A 19,993-nucleotide genomic window follows, 5' to 3' on the forward strand; every position below is an offset into this window, starting at 1 on the left:
TTATTGAAGGCGAAATTGCACCAAGATTCGATGGGAAAAGCACGAAAAGCGAGACTTTCTAGTCCGATTTTAATGTCATGCCCCGGTAAATGCCCGAATAGTGAAGATAGTTCTGCCAGCCACGGTCGATTTTATGCCGATCGTCGTCGGTCACCTGCCGAACGACTTTGGCAGGAACGCCCATGGCCAGACTGTTAGCAGGAATTTGCGAACCCGGAGCTACCACAGCTCCGGCGGCGATGATTGAGCCTGCGCCGACAACTGCTCCATCCAGCACCACGGCACCCATAGAAATCAAGCAGTCTGCCTCCACTCTGCACCCGTGCAAGATAGCGCCATGGCCGACAGTGACCCGGTCGCCAACGTGCAGACCGTGCTTGTTGGTGACGTGAAGCAGGCACCCGTCTTGAATATTAGTGTTGTTGCCGATGTCGATGCGGTTGATGTCGGCACGGATAACCGTGTGAAACCAGATGCTGGCGCCTTCAGCGACATGGGCACGACCGACAATGACTGCCGTGGGGGCAACGAAAACACTTTCGTGCACTTCTGGTTGAAAATTCTCAAATGGAAAAAGCATGCCTAAAGTCTACTAGGAAAAAGATGTGCATTGAATCATGAGGTTCATATAGTCGGTTTTTCCAGGTTTATTAATTGCCAAGATGTTAAAATTAAGCCTGATAGGGGAGGGAGAGCTTAATGATGCCCGTGTACGATCAACCCATGCGTAAGTTACTAGGAGTCCTGTCACCGACCATTTCTTGGCTTAACGAGAAAGGTACGGTAGATGTCGGTGCCGTTCCAGAAAGCCACCTCGAAGCTATAAAACAGTTGGAAAGAATCGGCGTCGTGCACAAACGCAACAATCGTTGCTATGAACTGCAAAAAATCAGGCTAAAGAAACTGCTGGGCAACCTGGGAATCGACCAGTTGGTTGCCGAAGCAGCTGCAAGCGCTGCAGTAGCGCCGGCTCCGATTGCCGCAGCACAGAGTCCAGTTGTTGGCGTAACCGCCACAGTGACTGTCGAACCTGCGCTCGACACGGCTATTTCGACCGAGTTGAATTAGTTTCATTTTAGACTTGCAAAACAGAGGAATCTTCTCCACAGGGCGGAGATTTTGTTATGCCGTCCGTGAAAGACGATGAAGACATCCAAAAACGAACTCTCAGGGTTCTCGAATGGGATCGCCTGAAACAGTTTGTCGCCCATGAAGCCGACAGCGCGGGCGGCAAACACCTGTGTCTCAATCTGGAGCTCTCGGAACACCGCATCGTCATCGAGCAAATACTGGACGAGACAAAAGAAGCTCTGGCAATGTATCAGGCGCGCAGCGGCATGTCGGCTGCCGGTTTGCCTGAACTAGATGAGGTTTTGGAGCGTCTGAAAATAGGTGCTTCTCTCTCCAGCGCCGAATTATTGGCTGTGCGCAACACGCTTGTAATCGGAAGAAAGTTTCGCTCGAATCTTTCACAACTGGAATCCGAACACTTTCCTCGACTGACTGCATTCATGTCAGCGCTGCCGCAAGCTGAAAAGCTTATTCAGGAAATCGACAATGCCATCGATGATGGTGGCAATGTCAAAGACAAAGCCAGCCCACTGCTCAGGTCTTTGCGTCAAGAAGTACTCAAGTACGACAGTATGATCAAAGAGACTTTGCAACGCATAATTCATTCAGCGACGCAAGCAAAGGCACTGACTGACCCACTTTACACGCAGCGCAACGGTCGTTTCGTCTTGCCGGTCAACGCCAGCATGCGTTCCTCGGTAAATGGTATCGTTCACGACAGCTCCGCATCGGGACTGACTGTTTATGTAGAACCAATCGCGGTTCTAGAACTCTCCAATCAGCAAAGAATGAAGCAGGCAGAAATAGAGCGAGAGATTGCAAGAATTCTCGACGTTTTGACACGCTTCGCTATCTCTCATTTTGAAGCTATAACCGATACTTACGCCACATGCATTCAGCTGGATGCAATCATGGCGCGAGCCAAGATTGCTTTCAAATACAAAGGCGAAAGACCAGAACTTTCGCAAGATGAGAAATTCCACCTCTTCAATGCACGACACCCGCTGCTCATGCTGCAGGATGAACAAACCGTCGTTGTGCCAAATGACATCGTATTAGGTGGCAATGCCGGTCGCACTCTGATAATTACAGGTCCAAATACGGGCGGCAAAACCGTCTTGCTGAAAACTATCGGCATTTTCTCGCTCATGTTGCGAGCGGGATTGCTTTTGCCTGTTTCACCGGGGTCTACTGCAGCCATTTTTACACGAGTGTGCGCAGATATTGGTGATGAGCAATCGCTTGAACAGAGCCTCTCGACATTTTCATCACATATGAAAAATATAGTTGAAGTCGTCGACCAGTGTGCAGCCGGATCTCTCGTGCTGCTCGACGAACTGGGCGCCGGTACGGACCCGCGTGAGGGTGCGGCTCTGGCACGCGCCGTTCTGGAATTTCTCAATCAATCAGGCGCCGTCACGATTTCAACGACACACTTCGGTGAACTTAAAACACTCGCATACACTGAACCAAGCTTCGTCAACGGCAGTCTCGATTTCGATGAACAGACCCTTTCTCCAACCTACAAATTGCGCCTCGGCGTGCCGGGAAGTTCCAAAGCAACAACAATCGCCAGGCGATTGGGGCTGAATGCAAGCGTAATCGACCGCGCCAGAGAACTGGTAGAGGTGCACGATCAAGACCTGCAGCGCACAGTCGAGTTACTGGAAATAAAGCTGCGCGAAGCAACAGTGCGAGAAGAACAAGCCCAGGTAGCGAAACAACAAGCAGAAGAGCTAAAGCGCGAAACTGAAGAGCAGATGCGCAAACTGGAACTTGACACGCGAGCACTGCGGCAAAAACAGATCAACGAAATAGAGTCGGAATTCAAAGTAGGTAAAGACTACATCAAACACCTGATTGCTGATCTGCAAAAGCAGCCAAGCATAACGAAAGCTCAAAAAGCGCAACAAGAGATGGAAAAGGTGCGCAATGAACTGGGCTGGAAAAATCTCGCAGAAGATAGAGTACCCACTCTTACAGTTGGACAGAGTGTAAAAGTGCTTTCACTGAATCAGATCGGAGTGGTTACGGAAATCATCTCCGAAACTCCAAAGGAAGCAGCCCAGGTCACAGTAAAGTGCGGCAACCTGCGCATCAAAGTTCCAAAAACAGATCTGGAAATGCTAGCTCAGGATAAACAAAAGCAAATTCAACTAAACAAGCAAAAATCAACCGTAAAAGTCGAAGCACCCGTCCATCGCACCAAAGGCAGTACCATTGACGTCTTTGTCCGCACCGCGGCTAACACCTTAGACCTCCGTGGAAAGAGGGTAGACGACGGCATGGCAGACCTGGTGCAATTTCTGGATGATAATTTGCTGACGAACACCAGTCCTCTGATGATCATTCATGGGCATGGAACAGGTGCCATGAAAAACGCAGTGCGAGATTACCTGCATAAACAAATGCCGAAAGGAACATACAGACCCGGAGACATTCATGAAGGCGGCGACGGCGTGACGATGGTCACTCTGTAATTCTGTTCTTATTCTCAGGCAACATTTTTACAAACCGATCTTCTTAGCCATGCTTTTCCAATGCTCGGTCAGCTCGGGATCTCGGTTCAATTTAAGAGCCTGCGCCATAACTACCTTTGCTTCATTATGATCGCCGTTCTTAGACAAAGCCAGTGAAAACACAAACCGGGTGATCGCAACTTGATTTTTCTCAGTCTGGACCGCATTTTTCCAACCATTGTAATTGAGCAGCAGTTGTACATTGTTCGGACCAAGATATTGCTCGCGTCTCGTCAATATATCTTTCAAAGCGGGATTGAGTTTGACAAGTTGATTCTGTGCCTCCTGCCTTTCGACTGCATTAGGCGCTTTATCAATCGAGCCGTACAACTGCACTGCCACCCGCTTCTTATCAGGCGACATCTGAGCTGACGCTTTAGAGACCTCTTCATCAAAACCGACCATCACTTTTGCTATCTCAGGCGCCATCAGAGGTTTCAACAAGTTAGCGGCCTTCGTTTCTTGCTGCTGGAAAAATGCCAACTTTGGCGATACGCCTGTGTCAGCATTTTTTATTGCCAATTCAAACTGTCGCCGTACCTCAGGTGTCAAGGTTTTGGCACCAGTGACGCTGGCGAAAGCAGATTGACTGGACTCGACTGGTGAACGTCCCTGACTATCAAGCGGTGCAAAACGTCCGACGGGAAGCTGCAGTGGTGTGACATCTGGTTGCTTAGATTGTCGTCGCAATAAATCCAGAGGCGCTGGTTGATCCGGCAGCTTAAACTGGGGTGGTTGCTGCCATGGTTGCTGCCATGGTTGCTGTCGTGGCTCGACTGGCATCAATTGCGGTTGTCGCGGCTGAACTGGAAATTTTGGCTGAACTGGAAATTGTTGTGGCTGAATTGGAAACTGCGGTGGTTGCTGCCATGGTTGGAGTCGCGGCTCGACTGGCATCAATTGAGGCTGTCGAGGCTGAATTGGAAAAGGTTGCGGCTGAATTGGAAACTGCGGTGGTTGAATTGGAAACTGCGGTGGCTGCTGCCGTGGTTCGAACGGCACTACTTGCGGTGGCGCCAATCGCGGAACCGGCACCGGGTTTTTAGCATCTTGCCCTGCATCAATCGCATGCTTCAGACGTCGCTGAAAGTCGGCGGACCGATTCATTTCCGGGTCTCGCTTCTGCGCTTCGAGGAGCAGCTGCATGCCGTTTAAGAAATTCCCGCTCTCAATCAACCGCAGAGCCAGGTCACTACGTACGATACCAGGAGACCTTTGTAAAATGCGCAAGTCTGCATCTTCTCTCTGCAACTTCTGGCGCGTATCCAGATCTATCTTATCGCTCTTCAAAAGCTCTTTTACAATCGCTCTTTCTTTTAGCACCGCCTTTTGATCGATGGAATCAGCACATCGAATCGCGTCCTGGTAGCCAGGCAAAGCAGCACGCAGACCCTGCTTATTGAAGGAATCTTGAGCCCGCTGGAGACGCGACAAAACATTATCTAACTCCCGTGCCGTCATCTGTTGACTGAGAGTTGCTCTGTCAATCAACCGCTTATCGACCGGTTCTTTGCTGCCACCGAGCTTATCCGCTGAGCCTTTATCCAGGACCTTCGGATAAACATCTGCATGCAGTTTTGTCGGATCACAGACCCCCGTCACCGAGTCGCATTGACCAGACCTTTCAAAGGGAATAACACCACTTCGTTTGTTGCCCATAGCCCTTCCATTGATTACAGCGCAGCAGCAGGAATGAAACTTCCTCTGGCTATATCAATGATAAGGAGCAATTGTTTCTACAAAGTTGCTGTCGTACGCGCTTATTTGACGGGTTCGTCAGTAATATCTTGATTCCGCAGTCTCTCAATTTCCTGCTCGGTCAGTTGTCTGCGCGGAGCAGCGGGCTGTTGATCGCCACCACCTTGTTGAGGTGGTGCTGCTTCAGGTCTGTAAAGACTTGGATTGACCGTGTTGTAATTCTGAGCAATCGTATTCGCTTCACCCGCATCTGCTGGATTGAGCGTGTGATGAGTGAGGTCGATGTAAGTATTCATACCGCCTTCAACAGCGGCCTTACCACCACCAGCGAAGAAGATATCCGTGCCGACTGCTTTAGCGACTCCAGTCGCGCGTGCAGCGGTACCATATGTAAGCGCCTGGAACGGAGCTTCCTTGGCGAAATCTACGCTTGCATCCTTCCACGACTTGCCATCGAAGGCAACTTGCATGCCCTGGTCGGCACCAGCTACGCCGGCACCATATGCGAGCGAAGCGCGAGTCAGTCCGAATTTTGCAAACGTGCTTGTACCGGTAGCGGCAGTTGCCTCGAGTGCGCCCAGTCCGGCGGCACCTGGAGCGAATGCAGCTCCAACTCTTATCATCGGAACAGCCGAAGCGCCGCCGATCAATGCACCTTCGCGGAAGTCTTTCCAGGTAACGGTGTCTGTACCGAGAGCTGCAGCCTTGGTTCCGGTGAACACAAGACCACCGGCAAGAGCGCCACCGCCCACAGCAGCCATAATCGCTCCCGTTGTACCGATACCGGCAGCGATACCACCAGGTCCGGTCAATAAACCGACGCCGACACCGACAACCACACCTGCTACAACCGCACCAACAGTAGCGATTGCGTGCCAGTTACGCTGGAACCAATTCTGGTGCTTGGTAGCATCAAGCAATTCATCGATTTTAAGATCTTTGTTTGCAGCCAGTTCAGGATCAGTCTTTTTGACTTCTTCAAAGAGCGCATGAGCTGTATCTTTGTCTTCCCTGGAATAAGCAAGCACACCTTGCAAATACTTGAGGTAAGGTCCCTGCTTTTCGAACTGCTCGTTTTGCTTTTGCACAGCTTCGATAGTCTTCTTCTCGTTGTTGAGACGCAACTGTTCGATCTTGTACTCTTCAGCGTCGGTGCTATCTTTCTTCTGCTCCAGCTCGGCAAGTTTTTTGTCAATCTCCGCCTTGGCTGCATCGAGTTTCGGCTTACCGGCATCAAGAGTAGCCTTTGTGTCCTGGAAATTCTTTTGCAGAGCGTCCAATTCTTTCTGCGCCTGGTTGAATCGATCAGGATTGTTTGTATCCTGCATCAACTGTGCAAACTTAGCCTGGTGAGCTTGAAGTTCACCCTGTGGCATGCTCTTACCGAAAGTAGCGTCAGATACTAACTTGTTGTAAGTCGGATCTGCCTGCGCAAATTCAGGTGTGTCAGAACCTACTGAAAGTGCGATTGGCAATGCATCATCATATTTGCCTTGCTTGACGAGAAAATTTGCATAGTGCATGCGAGCTTCTTTGACATCAGCCATGATACCAACAAGAGCCTGGGCAACTTGCGGATTAGACTGATTGTCTTGCAGCTTCAATTGAGCAGCAAGGAACTTCTGGTCGATAGACTCGCCCAACTGCCAGGCTTCTTTGTAGCGCTGTTCGGCTTTTGCAGTATCGCCAGACTGAGCGAGGGCATCAGCATCTTTCAACATACGCAGGATGTTCTGACCCTTTTCGTTTTGAGTAACGGCATAGTCGGTTTTGACTGCATCGTTTACCGAAGCATACAAAGGTGAATTGAATACTTCTTGATTGGTGCGTCCGGCCTGAGCGGTTAGTAAAAATGCATCAGCGAGTTCCTTTTCAGATGGCTTCGGAACTCCAGTTGTTTTGTATGCTTCCATGCTGGCCATGGGATTGTCTGTCAAACCTTCAGCCTTGAGCATGGCATAAGTCAACATGGCAGTACCTGGCGCCATGCGAGCTGACTGCAACACTGCTTGATCTTGAGCAAGTTGACGAAGTTCTGGATTGTTTGCCGCTTTCTGAGCGAAATCTGCGCTGTTCGGATCGATACCGAGTTTGGTGGCAGCGTCATGCAATTTAGCTGTAGCAGCATTCAAGTTTTGTTCCAGGTTCGGATTATTCTTGACCAGCTCGTTTGAGGCAGTGATGGCATTCTGGCAATCTTGATTGATCAATACACGCAAAGATTCAACGCGCTCAGCGACAGTGGTTTCGCGAATCTGTCCATTAGCATCTTTGTACTGAATAACATCTGTTTCTTTATGACCGGCTTGCAAAATAGTAGAAATTTCTCTGCCGGCAGACTGTGCCTCAGCAATCAATTTGTTTGGATAAACAGCTGTTTGGTCTGGCTTGACCGAGCTGAGAGACTGATCTGAAACTCTCGAAACGTCGCGAGTTCTCTGTGAGCGGCTATCATCCTGCAATTGCGTGATGAAGACGCTACTTGCATCAGTAATCGGATGCTGATCACCCTGGTGGGTAGCATCCGTTTGATTGGCGCTAGGTTGAACGTCGCGGTTTTGAGGAGCCATTTGTGTTAATCCTTAAAGAATCAGAGACCTTTCGTGTTTGAATCTATACAGGTTGGGTAGTTTTTCGACATTGAACTTTACTGGTTTCCAAATTTGAGTTCTATGTATTTTTTCCTGGTGTACTTCGAGCTAAGAACTTACCTGTCTCTATCAATTTAACTGTCAGTTGTTTCAAACATGTTTAGGTCCTGGTTTCCAGTCTATCTACAGCGGATATCCAGAGCCTGTCAGAGCCCTGGATTTAAGCCGTTAAAATTGTTCTGAAACTTTCAGCAGGGTTTTCCTCCGTTTTAACCCAGTCCTGGAGTGCCTTGAGTCAGACCGCCGGGCTGTTGTTGCTGTTGCTGGGTTTGGTCGACCGGCTGATCTTGAATTGGCTGACCATTATCTTGTACCGGCTGTTGTGGAGTCGCCGGTGCATCTGTCTGACCTGCAGGCTTCTGACTCAAGACATTGGTGTCAGTTCCAGCGGCCTGCGGAGCACTCTGGTCTCTGATTGGCGCGTTCATAGCATCCAACTGGTGACCAATTGCGCGGGACTGCATGGCGCCCTGGAACAACTTCGACAGGTTCGAGAAGTTATAGATCGTCGAACCGATTGCCAGTTGACCAGCTTGCATACCGGTCTTCAGGTAATTAGCGCTGCCCAGACCTTCAGCACCCATCGAACCAAGAGTGCTGACCTTGAACGGAGCCTTGAAGTAACCCCATCCCTTGCCGATTGGTCCAGCGCCTTCAGCATAAACGCTCTTGGCCAGAGCGCCATCTTTCATAGCCGGCATGATACCGAGCCAGAGAGCATCTACAGCAGTGTTGTCACTAAGGCTACGGTAGTTGGATTGAATGAACGAATCAACGTAACTCATCTGCTTACCGGTCTTAGGATCGATTGGTCGATCGAAAGCGGCGATTGAGCTATAAGTACCGATGGCTGAGAAAGCTGAGGAGTAGCCGCTTGCAAACGATCTTGAAGCGAGTTGTCCAGCCAGATTTCTATTCTCGAGACCAAAGTCGAGAGGCGAGAATGCACCTTTAGCTCTTGCGTATGCGCCGGATGGTGAATACCACTTGCCGACCGCACCTTCGCCTTCCTTAAGAACTCCAGCCGTCATATTAGCCAGCTGAGCCTTCGAGTAGTAGCCAGACAGAGCCTGAGCGACTTCAGGATTGATTGCACCTGTAGTGGCATCGATAATAGGTTTGGCAGCGGCTTCACCTTTGGTCAGTGCGGCGAGAGACTCAGGAACCTTGGTCGTCTTGCCCATTGCAGCAACAAAGTCGCTGACGGTAGCGCCTTCAGCCAGTCCATAACCTTTCACCAACTGCGGCGTGACTGCTTCGGCAGTAGCGCCCTTGTAGAGGAAATTGCTGACTGCCGAACGTGTGCCGACGATAGCGGCGACAGAGCCCAGTGCTGCAGTACCGTGGATGGCGCTGTTGGTCCAGCTCTCGTTTTCGCCTGTCACCAACTGGTGCACAGTATGACGAGCCAGAACTTCTGTACCGAGGGCACCGGCGCCGATTACGCCGTAACCGACTTTGGTCAGCTTTCCGCCTTCAACGAGCAAGTTTGCTGTCTCTGGATTCTTCGTCAACACTGCTGCAGTCAAACCTGCGAGAGTGAGAACGGCGGCAGCAGTACCACCATCTACGATGGCATTACTCCAGAAACTATCGGCTTTCTGCTTCTCTCTTCTCAAGTTTTCCGGCAAGAGAGGCAAGATGCCTTGAGCCATGTTGGAAAGTGTCGGGTCGAAAGTCTTCAGCTTATCGTCAGTGACACCATACAATTCCTTCTCTTTGGCCTTGGCTTGGTCGATCATCGCCGAAGCTTGTTCAGGCTTGACCAATCCTGTGCCCTGACCATCTGCACCGGCAACGTAGAAGAGCGCTGCTTGCTTGCGAGTGGTGATTGGCATGTAGAGCAGACCGTCGTCTTTCGATGTGCCCGAGCCCTGAATGCTCTGCATCATCGTAAAGAGGTCAGCCTGGCTGGCGCGGTCAATTTGCGGATTCTGCGAGTCTTTACCGAGCTGGGTCAGTTCAGCCTGGAATGCCTGCAAAGGCAGCTTATCGGCAATGCCGATGTTTTCCTTGAAAACGGCTTCGGCGCTGGCGTATTGCTTGTTCTGATTGAGCAACTGTCCATATGCCATGCGATATTGCATACCGAGCGTGGCACGGCTGAATTCTTGTTGAACCAGTTGGTGTGCTTGCACTCGTTCTTGCGGAGTCAAGGCGGTGCCATCAGCCTTCTTACCAGACTGCAGAACCTGAATCAGTTGATCGGTCATCTGCTTATCTTGAGGTCCGAACAGTGCATCGGCTGACTTGACGGCATCCTGGAATTGCTTCTTGGTGGCATCGTTCATGCCATTTTGTTGCAACATCTGCTGAGCCTTAGCCATGATTTGATCGGGGCGAAGTCCCTGGTTCTCAGGACTGACACCGGCGACTGGCTGGCTCTGGTCGGTCGGTTGTCCAGGCTGTTGAGTGCGGTCACCACCGGGCTGTGCTCCAGGCTGTTGAGTCTGGTCACCAGTCGGTGCTCCGGCAGCCTTAGCGAGTACTGCATCGGGAGGCGCAGGCAGCTTGGTCAGGTCAATGCCCACCTTCTGAGCAAGAGCTTGCACATCTGGTTTCTGAGCGAATGCCTGCTGGAATTCTTGCGGAACGGTCTGGAAAGCAGCGCCCAGCTGAGCCTGCGCGTTCTGTGTATCGCCTGCTGTCGAGGCAGCGTCAGCCAGGTAATAGCGAGTCAGGAATCTGCCCATCAAGGCACCCTGCATCTTCGCATGATCGGCTGAAAGGGTCATGATATTCATCAAAGTGTCTTTGCCGATCGCCTGTTCGAGCTGGTCGCCAAGCTTGGTCAGGTTAGGAGCTTTCTGCTCGAGTTGAGCATGGATGGCCTGACGATCGTTCGTCGAAGTGCTTGGATCCTGGTACTTGTTCCAGAGAGCGAGAGCATCAGGAGTCAGCTTCTGCTTTTCAGCATCGATCTGTGTACCGATCTGCTGCAACTGAGCTTTCACTTGAGGAGTCAGTTTGGCGTCGATGGCAGCCTGCAGTTGCTGGTCGCGAGCCATAGTTTGCTGCGCAAGTGCGGTGAATTCGGCATCAGCTTTCTGTTGAGCGGCCTGGAATTCAGGAAGCAATTGTTGATATGCAGCTTTGACGTCACCCTTCTGAGCAACGACTTGTTGGAATTTCTGCTCGACGGTCGCTAGAGCATCAGCTGCTGAGCCTGGAGCAGGTCTGTCGCCTTGCTGCTGCGGCTGTTGAGTGGCGTCAGTTGTCTGCGGATTGCCGGTGTTGTCTACCGGTATGCCCATCTGTGCCGCGGTGCGCTGCCAGTAAGCTCTCAACTCTGGGTCGGTGCTGTTGTTCATCTTCACAGCATCGGCAACATATTTCTTCGCTTCTTCGGTGTCACCGTTTTTAGCGAGAGCCATGCCGTAAGTGAAACGCGTGATTGCCTGCTGGTTCTTTTCAGCTTGCAGAGCATTTTCGACCTGCATGAACTGCATCAAGTTTTGAATGTTCTGTGCACCCATAGCCTGATCGCGCTGCCCCAGGATCTGTTGCAATCCAGGGTTAAGAGCTACCAGTTGTTGCTGAATCTGCTGTCTCTCTTGTGGAGAGGAAGCTTTGTCCATCGAGTTGTACAGCTGGAACACAGCCTGCTGCTTCTCTGCAGGCATCTGCTTGATCAATTGTTCAGCAGCCTGGTCCTGTGCGGTGACAGCTTTGACGAGATTGGCATCGGCTAAGGGTCTTACTGCATTGGCGGCTTGAGCTTCAGCCTGTAGCAGTGCTTGCATCTTTGGTGACTGCCCGGCATCAGCATTAGCAATCGCTTGCTGGAATGCTTGTTTGACTTCAGGAGTCATGGTGCGAGGACCGGTGACCGTACCGAAGGCTTGCTGAACTACTTCTACTGGTGTACGACCCTGCGCATCGAGCGGTGACAGACGTGTTTGCTGTTGCTGCTGTTGAACATCGCCAGGCTGCTGTGGTTGAGTCTGGTCATATCTCTGTTGTGGTTGGGTCTGGTCGTAGCGCTGCTGTGGCTGTTGCTGTGATTGATCGTAAGGCTGTTGCTGCTGCGAACGAGGCGCCGCATCGATTGCATTCTTTAAATGACGTTGGAAGTTCGGGTCCTGATTCATTTCAGGATCCTTTTGCTGCGCTTCCAATAAAAGTTGCGTTCCATAATACTGATCGCCGTTGCGAATCATCAGCAAAGCGAAGTTGGCGCGGGCAAAACCAGGCGCCCGTTGAAGAGTGTGGAGATCGGCATCTTCCTGGACAAGGGCACGACGGGTCTGAGCATCCAGATTCTGACTCTGGAGCATTTGTCTGACATTTTCTCGTTCGCGAGCTACTGCTTGCTGATCGATGCTATCAGCAGCGCGGATTGCGGCTGTGTACTCGCCGGTTGCGGCTCTCACTCCTCTTTGCTCGAAAGTCAATTCGGCGTTTTGCAAGTGGCTCAAAACGCCGTTCAGCTCTTGAGCGACCATTTGCTGGCTTTGTGAGATTCGGTCACGACCTTGATTGCCGTAGACTTCGTTCTGCATGCGATCGGTGCCCTGAGGCTGCCTTCCATCTGCAACTTGAGTCTGGTCGGTGTTTCTAGGGTCTTCGTAGCCTCTGCTGCCCATTTATTCGTCCTCTGAGTGCGTACACGGAGCGCCAATTGTGCCTAGCTTACGTATCATTCCCCTCTTTGTATGTGGGGAAACCACGTAGTCGGGTTGTCAGTAGGTAAAAATTTTATCTTTACCGATGCTCACCCTTTCGGCGTTCTGGAGTTCTATCCGGCTCTCGAAATTTCTGGACACAATTTTGAAACCTTTCCTCAAATTACAGTGGGAGAAATACGAAATGGCAGTCAGGATGCAATACTGAGGGCATGCCACAGATCTCGGTAGTCATTCCTGCTTACAACGAAGAACGTCGTCTCCCCTCGACTCTGGAATCCGTTCACGCCTTCCTGAAAGAGCACTACGAGCAGTTCGAAATCATCATCGTCGATGACGGAAGCAGCGACCAGACCATCGATATCGTCGACTCATTTGCCAAGCACCACGAAGGAATCAGGTTGCTAACTTATGCGCCAAATCAGGGCAAAGGTTATGCGATTCGGACCGGTGTAATGCAGGCGAGCGGCGACTTGATTTTGATTAACGATGCTGATGGCAGCTCGCCAATCGCCGAAGTACTTCTTCTTCAGCAAGCAATCACAAATGGTGCAGACGTGGCTATTGGTTCTAGAAACAAGCCTGATCCACAGCGGGTTGTCGTTGCGGATCTCCATAGAAAATACATCGGCAACACTTTCAACATGATCGTTCAAACCCTATTGCTGCCGGGCATTTACGATACACAATGCGGTTTTAAGCTGTTCAAAAGATCCGTAGCACACGACATTTTCAGAGTCTCTCAGCTGAACGGCTTCGCCTTCGATGTCGAAATTCTCTACATTGCCCGGCTGCGCAAATACAAAATCGCCGAGCTGGCAATCAATTGGAACAACGTCGCCGGCTCAAAAGTAAACGTCATCCTGGACTCCATGGGAATGTTGTTACAGGTACTGGGTATAAGACAGAGAGCCTGGTTGGGAAGTTACAAGAAAACGGTATCAGATGCGGTTCCACCGCTGCCGCTCAAAACGCGACCGGCGCCATCTGAGAACCAATCTGGAGGCGACCACGATCATGCACACTGCAGCGATCCGTCACACCACCATCCAGCTCCATCTTCGCCTGACATAACGCCAAGCCAACCGGAATCGAAATGACGGACGCCACGAAAACAAACAAACTGCTCCCGGCTCCTGATATTGGTGACATCCTCTTTCTTTTCATCATCATGATCCCGCTCATGGTGCGTCCGACCTATCTTTTCGGCGATGGGTCAACGGGCTGGCACATCGTCACTGGCGATTATATTCTCAAGAATCACGCTATACCTCGCCAGGATATCTTCTGCTATCTCGATAAAATTCCAGGCAAAGCAGACAAGTCGTGGGTGGCGTATGAATGGCTGTCAGACACGATCACGGCAGCGCTCGTTCAGCTTGGCGGATTGAATCTGCTGGCAGTCGTCTGGAGTGCTGCCATAGCCTTGATCTTCTTGATTCTCTACAACCGCTGCCGTAAAGAAGGTTGCCATTTTTTGATCGTCCTGGCTACCTGTCTTCTGGGAGCGCTGGTTTCGGCGGTGCACTGGCTGGCCAGACCGCATCTATTCACCTTCTTCGGAGTGCTCATATTTTCTGGAGCACTGGAAGATTATTATCGTCGCACCATATCCAGTACCAAATTCCTGACTATCCTGAGCTTGTACATGCTGGTCTGGGTCAACTGTCACCCCGCCTTTGTGGTCGGCTTCGTTCTCATCGCCGTATACCTGGGAGCATCTCTTTGCTCAGCTTTCTTCTATGCGGCTGGAAACAAACGTAAACATTATCTGGAATCGGCAAAGACATTCACGCTGGCACTGGGTTGCACATTTGCCGCCAGCCTGGTCAATCCGAACGGACTGATTCTGTACCAATACATCGAAAAATATTTGAAAGGAAGCATGATTCTCGCCAACACCGATGAGTTTCTATCTCCGGTATTTCACTTCTCGCTGCATCCAACGTGCCTGGAAGCCATTTTCGCTATCTTCATCGTTGGGCTGGCGATATCGCAAAAGCGCCTCTCATTTCCAAAACTATTGCTCTGTCTGGCGTTTTCGCACCTGGCCCTTTCAGCAGTTCGAAATATGCCTCTTTTCGTGATAATTGTCTTGCCGGCAATCGCACAACTTTACTCCAAAACCAGATTGAGTCCGGCGGTTGCAGACAATGCAAATGCAGTCCCTTCCGATGAAAGCGCAGAACATTCCGCAGATGCAGAATCACCACTGTGGCGAAAAATCGTAACCAAATGGAATCGCCTGGGTGAGGGCATCGATGACATGGAATGGCAGTGCAAAATGCATTTGCTGCCCATCGGATGCTTCATTTTTCTCACGGCCACAGCGCTCATGGGCGGAAAAATAGGCGGAGTTGCCATTCTCGAATCAGGCTTCGACCCGCTCGATAAACCGACAAAAACACTCGACTATCTGAAAAAAGCCGAAGAAAGCGGTGAGCTGAAAGTGAACGAAGGCTTCAACATGGACAATTGGGGCGGATACATCAGATACAAGCTTGGCACGCCGGTATTCATAGATGACCGCGCAGACTTTTACGGCGAAGGCTATTATGCGCAATACTCAATAATCAACCAGGTTCTTACCTTCGAAAATGGCGCACCCAACTGGCTCGACTGGTTGGCGAAAGACCATATCCAGTGGGTGTTGGTGCCCAAGGATAGCCGGTTGGCCCTGGCTTTGAAAGCTCAAGACGGCTGGAAAGTCGCAGCTGAAGACCCGGCTTCGGTCTTAATCATTCACGAAAAGCCGTATCCGACTACAAAGTGAAATCTTGCAAAACGAAACTACTCAGCACGATACCGAGCTCAGCAAACTTGGCTACGCGCAAGAGTTGTTTCGCACCATGGGCGGTTTCTCGAACTTCGCCATAGGCTTCTCGGTAGTTTCGGTTTTGACCGGCGCGATCACGCTCTATGACTTCGGCTTGAGATTCGGCGGACCAGCTGAAATGACCTTTGGCTGGCCGATCGTCAATTGCTTCACCATGTTTGTTGTCTTGAGCATGGCAGAACTGGCATCGTCACTGCCGACTTCGGGCGCCATGTATCACTGGTCGTGCAAGATAGGCGGAAAAGGCTGGGGCTGGTTCACAGCCTGGTTCGTGATTACAGGCTACGTTACCGCGCTCGCGGGCATCGACTACGGTTGCGCCCAGTTCTTGATGCCCATGATTGGACTGCATTCAAATCAAATGAATTTGCTCACTCTGTACGCGGTTCTATTGATCAGCCATGGACTGATCAATCAATTCGGAATCAAATTAATCGCCTGGTTGAACGACTTCAGCGTCACTGTACATATCATCGGTTTAGCCGTTCTGGTCGGGGCTTTGCTTCTATTTGCGCCCAAGCAGCCAATAACTTTTCTGCTCAACACAACTTCGTCTTCACCCAACAACTTACCTTACTGGTGCGCTTTCATATTCGGATTGCTGCAAGCACAGTGGACACTCTCTGGATACGACTCATCGGCCAGCGTCTCTGAAGAAACGGTAGACGCGAACACTTCGGTGCCCTGGGGAATGGTCATCGCCGTCGCCGCTTCAGGTTTCGTAGGTTACATCATGTTGCTTTCATTGACACTTTCCATACACGACATCAACGGCGTGCTTACAGCCCAAGATGCAGGAGGCAACTCCATTCCAACAGTCGTAGCGATACTCGTTCACGCGCTCGGTGCAACTGCAGGGAAAGCAGTGTCGGTGCTTGCAGCAATGGCAATGTGGTTTTGTGGGTTGGGCGCGGTAACCGGCTGCTCGCGAGTGATATATGCGTTTTCGAGAGACGGCGGCATGCCCTTTTCAAATCAGCTAAAGAAAGTGCAATCAGAACATCAAACGCCCGTTGCAGCCATCTGGACAACAGTGAGCGCCGCATTCGCAGCTGCTATTTACAGTGGTGCCTATGAAGTTGTCACTTCAATCAGCGTCATGTGCTTGTACTTCGCATACATCGCTCCGGTGTTTCTATCCTGGAAAAATCGAAAGAAAAAACCGCTGCAGAAAGGTCCGTGGCACCTGGGACCATATTCATCAAGCATCAATCTAATCGCCATAATCTGGACCGTGTTCATCACTACTGTTGTCAGCCTGGCCAATGATTACAAAGCAGGCAAGACAATGGTCGGATTGATTCTGCTCCTATCGATGTGGTATCACTTCCGCGAGCGACACCGCTATTCTGGTCCGCTCTGGCTGCGGGATGAACAACCTGGCGATAGAACAGGTTGACCGCAACTTCTGCGTTTTACGCGTTACAGAGATGTCTAAATGAGGAGCAAAATGATGACGTTTAAAGAACGGTTGAAGCAAGGAAATCCGCAAATAGGCACATTAATCTCGCTTGCCACCTCGTCAGTAACCGAAGCAATTTCACAATGCGGATTTGACTGGCTCTGGATAGATATGGAGCACGGACCGCTCAGCATCGAACAAGTGCAACATATACTGCAGGCAAAGCGCGGCGACTGTGGAGCTTTAGTTCGCATCCCCGTCAACGATGAGACCTGGATAAAACGAGTGCTCGACCTGGGTGCAGACGGCATCATCGTTCCTCAAGTGAAAACAGCAGAAGAGGCAGCTCGCGCTGTCGCATCTTCAAAATATCCACCCACCGGAATTCGCAGCGTGGGAATGTCGCGTGCATCGGGGTACGGTATGGATTTTGCCGTCTATATTCGCGATGCGAACGAGAAAACATGCGTATTTGTTCAGGTCGAGCACAAGGACGGGGTCAAAAACATCGATTCAATCCTCGCAGTACCAGGAATTGATGCGATTATCATCGGTCCCTACGATATGTCGGGAAGCTTTGGAAAACTCGGACAGATACAAGATTCGGAAGTACAGAATGCTATCGATACAGTCAAGAAAGCATGCCAGGCAAAATCAGTGCCTATCGGAATTTTCTGTCTCCAACCAGACCTGGCCCGCACCTATATTCAACAGGGCTACAATCTGATCAATTTAGGCTGTGACATACACTTTCTCTGGTCAGCAGCTAAGGCATCGCTTGAATCGATCAAAGCTCATAAATAAAGTCTGGGACTAATCAATCACAGAAGCTCACAAATGAAATCTGCAGATTAATCAATCGCAGCAGCGGTTCGTAACACATTAGTAACGCGACCAATTTATCTTGAAAACATTACCGCATTCCAAGGAAGTGCCCTGAGATGATTGAACCAGAGTGCAAATTTGTCGTTGAGCCGCCAACTGATCTGGAGCCGCCAAGCAATAATTCAGTTGCAGCACAAACGACGAAAAACGCACACGGGTCTGGCAAAATCAAATCAGATTGGTGGAGTTTGCGTGCCGACCTGAAGCCAATGTCCGAATATCGTATGAATCGGTCCTCGTTCAGATAATCGTTTCGTCCACGACTATCGAGTAAGCCTGGCTTCGCCTCGTGCTCTCACAATTAACAACAGGAGGTGACTGCGAAAGCACAAACCAGTTAAATTCCGAGCGCTTTCAAGAATCGCGCTTATATACCATCTCGCAAATATTCTCAGGGTAGACGGTCTCGGTCGTTTTGGATAATTCCTCATGGGTCCACCACCGATATTCCGTCATAACCTCCTGTTCCATCGTTGTCCAGTTCTCCCTGGATAACGATGTTTCGGTTACACGGGCCAAATACAGTCTTTCGTCTGCCATAACGATTTCACCGTCTGGCAATTGCATCTCGAATTCGCGTCGCGCCACCTCAACTCCAATGGTGGCATCCGCGATACCAGTCTCTTCGAACAGCTCGCGCTTTGCCGCATCTTCGAATGACTCACCGGGCTCGAGCGCGCCTCCTGGTGTAGCCCAATAATTTTGACCGGCAAGGCATCCGCGCGAATAGGAATAGCGAAACAGCAACAAACGGTTGTCGGGATCAAGCACCAACAATCGAGACGATGCTCGCCTGTTCATTGGTGGTTTTGGATCTGGTTCACTCATCTACAATTCTTCGAAACCCAGTGACAGTAGGATCGCCGCGGCTCTTTCAATCAAATCGACGCGCACCATAATGTAATCGCGAGAAAATGTAGAAACGACCAACACATTCAAACCGGCGCTCGCCAGTGCATCACATACGGTGGCAATAAATCCAACTGAATAAAACGGCACCGAAACATTGAGCGCAATCAATTTGTATAAGTCTTTGTTTCGTTCAATCAATTGCAGTGAACCCAATCGATCCTCAGTAGTAACGACTGTTATTTCATCTGCATCTCGCGAAATCAAAAAATGCGAGTCATCAGCTGACACCGCGGCCACTTTAGCGTAAACATACTTGCCCGGCTGAATCTCAAAGTTACTTTGAGCAATTTCGTCGAGCGCGTTTTTTGTATAGGCGGGCATTACTTCAAATCCAACTTCTTCATTTCTGCAACAACTTCGGCATGAATAAGTTTATTCGTTGCCAGAATGTGTCCAGTCGGCATGTCGAGCGGACCGTCGGCCAGGTCAGAGACTCTGCCGCCCGCCTCTTCGACAATCAAACTACCGGCGGCAATGTCCCACGGAGCCAACTTCAGCTCCCAGAATCCTTCCAATCGTCCGCACGCTACAAAACACAAGTCCAATGCTGCCGACCCATCTCTTCGCACACCATGAGACAAATTCGTCAAAGTCGTGAATGGCACCATGTTGTTGTGAGGCTGCCCAATTCCGGTATCAGGCGGAAAGCCTGTCGCCAGCAAGCTGTGATTAAGTTCGCCAATGCCTGAAACTGAAATTGGTTCGTCATTCAAAAACGCACCTTTGCCGCGTTCTGCGTAGAAAAGTTCATCGGCAATCGGGTTGTAGACCACACCCAGCATCATCTGACCAGCTTCTTCCATACCGATAGACACGCAAAAGAATGGATAGCTGTGGGTAAAGTTCGTCGTGCCATCGAGGGGGTCGACGTACCAGCGCCGGTTGGTCTTTGACGCCTCATGACCGCCACCCTCTTCCGCCACATAACTGTCATCAGGAAAGTCTGCCTTGAGGATTTCAAGAATCATCTTTTCAGATGCTTTATCCACATCGGTGACGATGTTAAAGGCGCCCTTGTAATCGATCTTTTTGATCTTGCCGCGGCGTTCCTTGATGTACTTGCCCGCCTGCAGCGCCGCACTGAAAGCCGCCGCCTTCGCCTTGCTTACTGTCACCCGAAAAACTCCTTCCTCAATATTGCCGCTTTACTATACCTAAAATCACGGCTCGAAACGCCTGCTGACGCCAAATAAGAATCATTAACCAGGCGCCATTAAGGCTTGACGATAATCTTTGGATACAATTACCCTTGTAATGAAAGCTCTTGTGGGAAAGCCAGCCCCGCAAGTTGCGCCGGTGCGATGCAGAAACTGCTCGACATTCCAATGCTGGTCTGAGATAAAACAATGTCCACGCTCTTCATATTTAGCGACAACGATAATTTCCGTTCAATA

General features: G+C 50.5%; 14 protein-coding genes. 7 read left to right on the forward strand and 7 right to left on the reverse strand.

Features of this window, described 5'->3' with window-relative positions; genetic code table 11:
* Positions 1 to 58 precede the first annotated feature (58 nt).
* Complete coding sequence (locus EKK48_24870) at positions 59 to 580, reverse strand: gamma carbonic anhydrase family protein (GenBank protein ID RTL36967.1); 522 nt, start codon at positions 578 to 580, stop codon at positions 59 to 61.
* 143 nt (positions 581 to 723) lie between these two features.
* Between EKK48_24870 and EKK48_24875 the strand changes: the two genes are divergently transcribed.
* Both EKK48_24875 and EKK48_24880 read left to right on the forward strand, forming a co-directional pair.
* The gene (locus EKK48_24875) at positions 724 to 1,068 is read left to right on the forward strand and encodes a hypothetical protein (GenBank protein RTL36968.1); all 345 of its coding nucleotides are present in this window, start codon (positions 724 to 726) and stop codon (positions 1,066 to 1,068) included.
* A 56-nt stretch (positions 1,069 to 1,124) separates the two neighbouring features.
* The gene (locus EKK48_24880; protein RTL36969.1) at positions 1,125 to 3,551 is read left to right on the forward strand and encodes an endonuclease MutS2; all 2,427 of its coding nucleotides are present in this window, start codon (positions 1,125 to 1,127) and stop codon (positions 3,549 to 3,551) included.
* 27 nt (positions 3,552 to 3,578) lie between these two features.
* Here EKK48_24880 and EKK48_24885 read toward each other — a convergent pair whose 3' ends face one another.
* The 3 genes from EKK48_24885 to EKK48_24895 all read right to left on the reverse strand — a co-directional run bounded on the left by EKK48_24885 (position 3,579) and on the right by EKK48_24895 (position 12,525).
* Positions 3,579 to 5,249, reverse strand: coding sequence for a hypothetical protein (locus EKK48_24885; protein ID RTL36970.1), 1,671 nt, complete (start codon positions 5,247 to 5,249; stop codon positions 3,579 to 3,581).
* 101 nt (positions 5,250 to 5,350) lie between these two features.
* Complete coding sequence (locus EKK48_24890; GenBank protein RTL36971.1) at positions 5,351 to 7,858, reverse strand: hypothetical protein; 2,508 nt, start codon at positions 7,856 to 7,858, stop codon at positions 5,351 to 5,353.
* A gap of 290 nt (positions 7,859 to 8,148) precedes the next feature.
* Positions 8,149 to 12,525 (reverse strand): hypothetical protein, encoded by a 4,377-nt coding sequence (locus tag EKK48_24895; protein ID RTL36972.1) that lies wholly within the window; start codon positions 12,523 to 12,525, stop codon positions 8,149 to 8,151.
* A 251-nt stretch (positions 12,526 to 12,776) separates the two neighbouring features.
* Between EKK48_24895 and EKK48_24900 the strand changes: the two genes are divergently transcribed.
* From EKK48_24900 to EKK48_24920, 5 genes are all read left to right on the forward strand, one after another.
* Complete coding sequence (locus EKK48_24900) at positions 12,777 to 13,664, forward strand: glycosyltransferase family 2 protein (protein RTL36973.1); 888 nt, start codon at positions 12,777 to 12,779, stop codon at positions 13,662 to 13,664.
* Positions 13,661 to 15,337 carry a hypothetical protein gene (locus tag EKK48_24905; protein RTL36974.1) on the forward strand — a complete coding sequence of 559 codons (1,677 nt, stop codon included), beginning with the start codon at positions 13,661 to 13,663 and terminating at the stop codon, positions 15,335 to 15,337. The genes EKK48_24900 and EKK48_24905 overlap by 4 nt, the downstream gene beginning before the upstream one ends.
* Positions 15,338 to 15,341: 4 nt before the next feature.
* Positions 15,342 to 16,799 (forward strand): amino acid permease, encoded by a 1,458-nt coding sequence (locus EKK48_24910; GenBank protein RTL36975.1) that lies wholly within the window; start codon positions 15,342 to 15,344, stop codon positions 16,797 to 16,799.
* 51 nt (positions 16,800 to 16,850) lie between these two features.
* On the forward strand, positions 16,851 to 17,606 hold the full coding sequence (locus tag EKK48_24915) for a hypothetical protein (protein ID RTL36976.1): 756 nt from the start codon (positions 16,851 to 16,853) through the stop codon (positions 17,604 to 17,606).
* A 137-nt stretch (positions 17,607 to 17,743) separates the two neighbouring features.
* The gene (locus EKK48_24920; protein RTL36977.1) at positions 17,744 to 17,935 is read left to right on the forward strand and encodes a hypothetical protein; all 192 of its coding nucleotides are present in this window, start codon (positions 17,744 to 17,746) and stop codon (positions 17,933 to 17,935) included.
* Between the two features lie 106 nt (positions 17,936 to 18,041).
* Here EKK48_24920 and EKK48_24925 read toward each other — a convergent pair whose 3' ends face one another.
* The 3 genes from EKK48_24925 to EKK48_24935 are packed head-to-tail and all read right to left on the reverse strand — an operon-like array spanning position 18,042 to position 19,714.
* The gene (locus tag EKK48_24925) at positions 18,042 to 18,488 is read right to left on the reverse strand and encodes an NUDIX domain-containing protein (protein ID RTL37019.1); all 447 of its coding nucleotides are present in this window, start codon (positions 18,486 to 18,488) and stop codon (positions 18,042 to 18,044) included.
* A gap of 27 nt (positions 18,489 to 18,515) precedes the next feature.
* On the reverse strand, positions 18,516 to 18,920 hold the full coding sequence (locus tag EKK48_24930) for an ACT domain-containing protein (protein ID RTL36978.1): 405 nt from the start codon (positions 18,918 to 18,920) through the stop codon (positions 18,516 to 18,518).
* Positions 18,920 to 19,714 carry an inositol monophosphatase gene (locus tag EKK48_24935; protein RTL36979.1) on the reverse strand — a complete coding sequence of 265 codons (795 nt, stop codon included), beginning with the start codon at positions 19,712 to 19,714 and terminating at the stop codon, positions 18,920 to 18,922. The genes EKK48_24930 and EKK48_24935 overlap by 1 nt, the downstream gene beginning before the upstream one ends.
* Positions 19,715 to 19,993 lie beyond the last annotated feature (279 nt).

This window comes from Candidatus Melainabacteria bacterium, assembly GCA_003963305.1.
Lineage (GTDB): Bacteria > Cyanobacteriota > Vampirovibrionia > Obscuribacterales > Obscuribacteraceae > PALSA-1081.

What these genes read in the sequence shown, in the direction of transcription:
- EKK48_24870 (RTL36967.1), bottom strand. Translation starts at nt 580, where the DNA reads ATGCTTTTTCCATTTGAGAATTTTCAACCAGAAGTGCACGAAAGTGTT.
- EKK48_24875 (RTL36968.1), top strand. Translation starts at nt 724, where the DNA reads ATGCGTAAGTTACTAGGAGTCCTGTCACCGACCATTTCTTGGCTTAAC.
- EKK48_24890 (RTL36971.1), bottom strand. Translation starts at nt 7,858, where the DNA reads ATGGCTCCTCAAAACCGCGACGTTCAACCTAGCGCCAATCAAACGGAT.
- EKK48_24880 (RTL36969.1), top strand. Translation starts at nt 1,125, where the DNA reads ATGCCGTCCGTGAAAGACGATGAAGACATCCAAAAACGAACTCTCAGG.
- EKK48_24895 (RTL36972.1), bottom strand. Translation starts at nt 12,525, where the DNA reads ATGGGCAGCAGAGGCTACGAAGACCCTAGAAACACCGACCAGACTCAA.
- EKK48_24925 (RTL37019.1), bottom strand. Translation starts at nt 18,488, where the DNA reads ATGAACAGGCGAGCATCGTCTCGATTGTTGGTGCTTGATCCCGACAAC.
- EKK48_24905 (RTL36974.1), top strand. Translation starts at nt 13,661, where the DNA reads ATGACGGACGCCACGAAAACAAACAAACTGCTCCCGGCTCCTGATATT.
- EKK48_24930 (RTL36978.1), bottom strand. Translation starts at nt 18,920, where the DNA reads ATGCCCGCCTATACAAAAAACGCGCTCGACGAAATTGCTCAAAGTAAC.
- EKK48_24900 (RTL36973.1), top strand. Translation starts at nt 12,777, where the DNA reads ATGCCACAGATCTCGGTAGTCATTCCTGCTTACAACGAAGAACGTCGT.
- EKK48_24920 (RTL36977.1), top strand. Translation starts at nt 17,744, where the DNA reads ATGATTGAACCAGAGTGCAAATTTGTCGTTGAGCCGCCAACTGATCTG.
- EKK48_24915 (RTL36976.1), top strand. Translation starts at nt 16,851, where the DNA reads ATGATGACGTTTAAAGAACGGTTGAAGCAAGGAAATCCGCAAATAGGC.
- EKK48_24885 (RTL36970.1), bottom strand. Translation starts at nt 5,249, where the DNA reads ATGGGCAACAAACGAAGTGGTGTTATTCCCTTTGAAAGGTCTGGTCAA.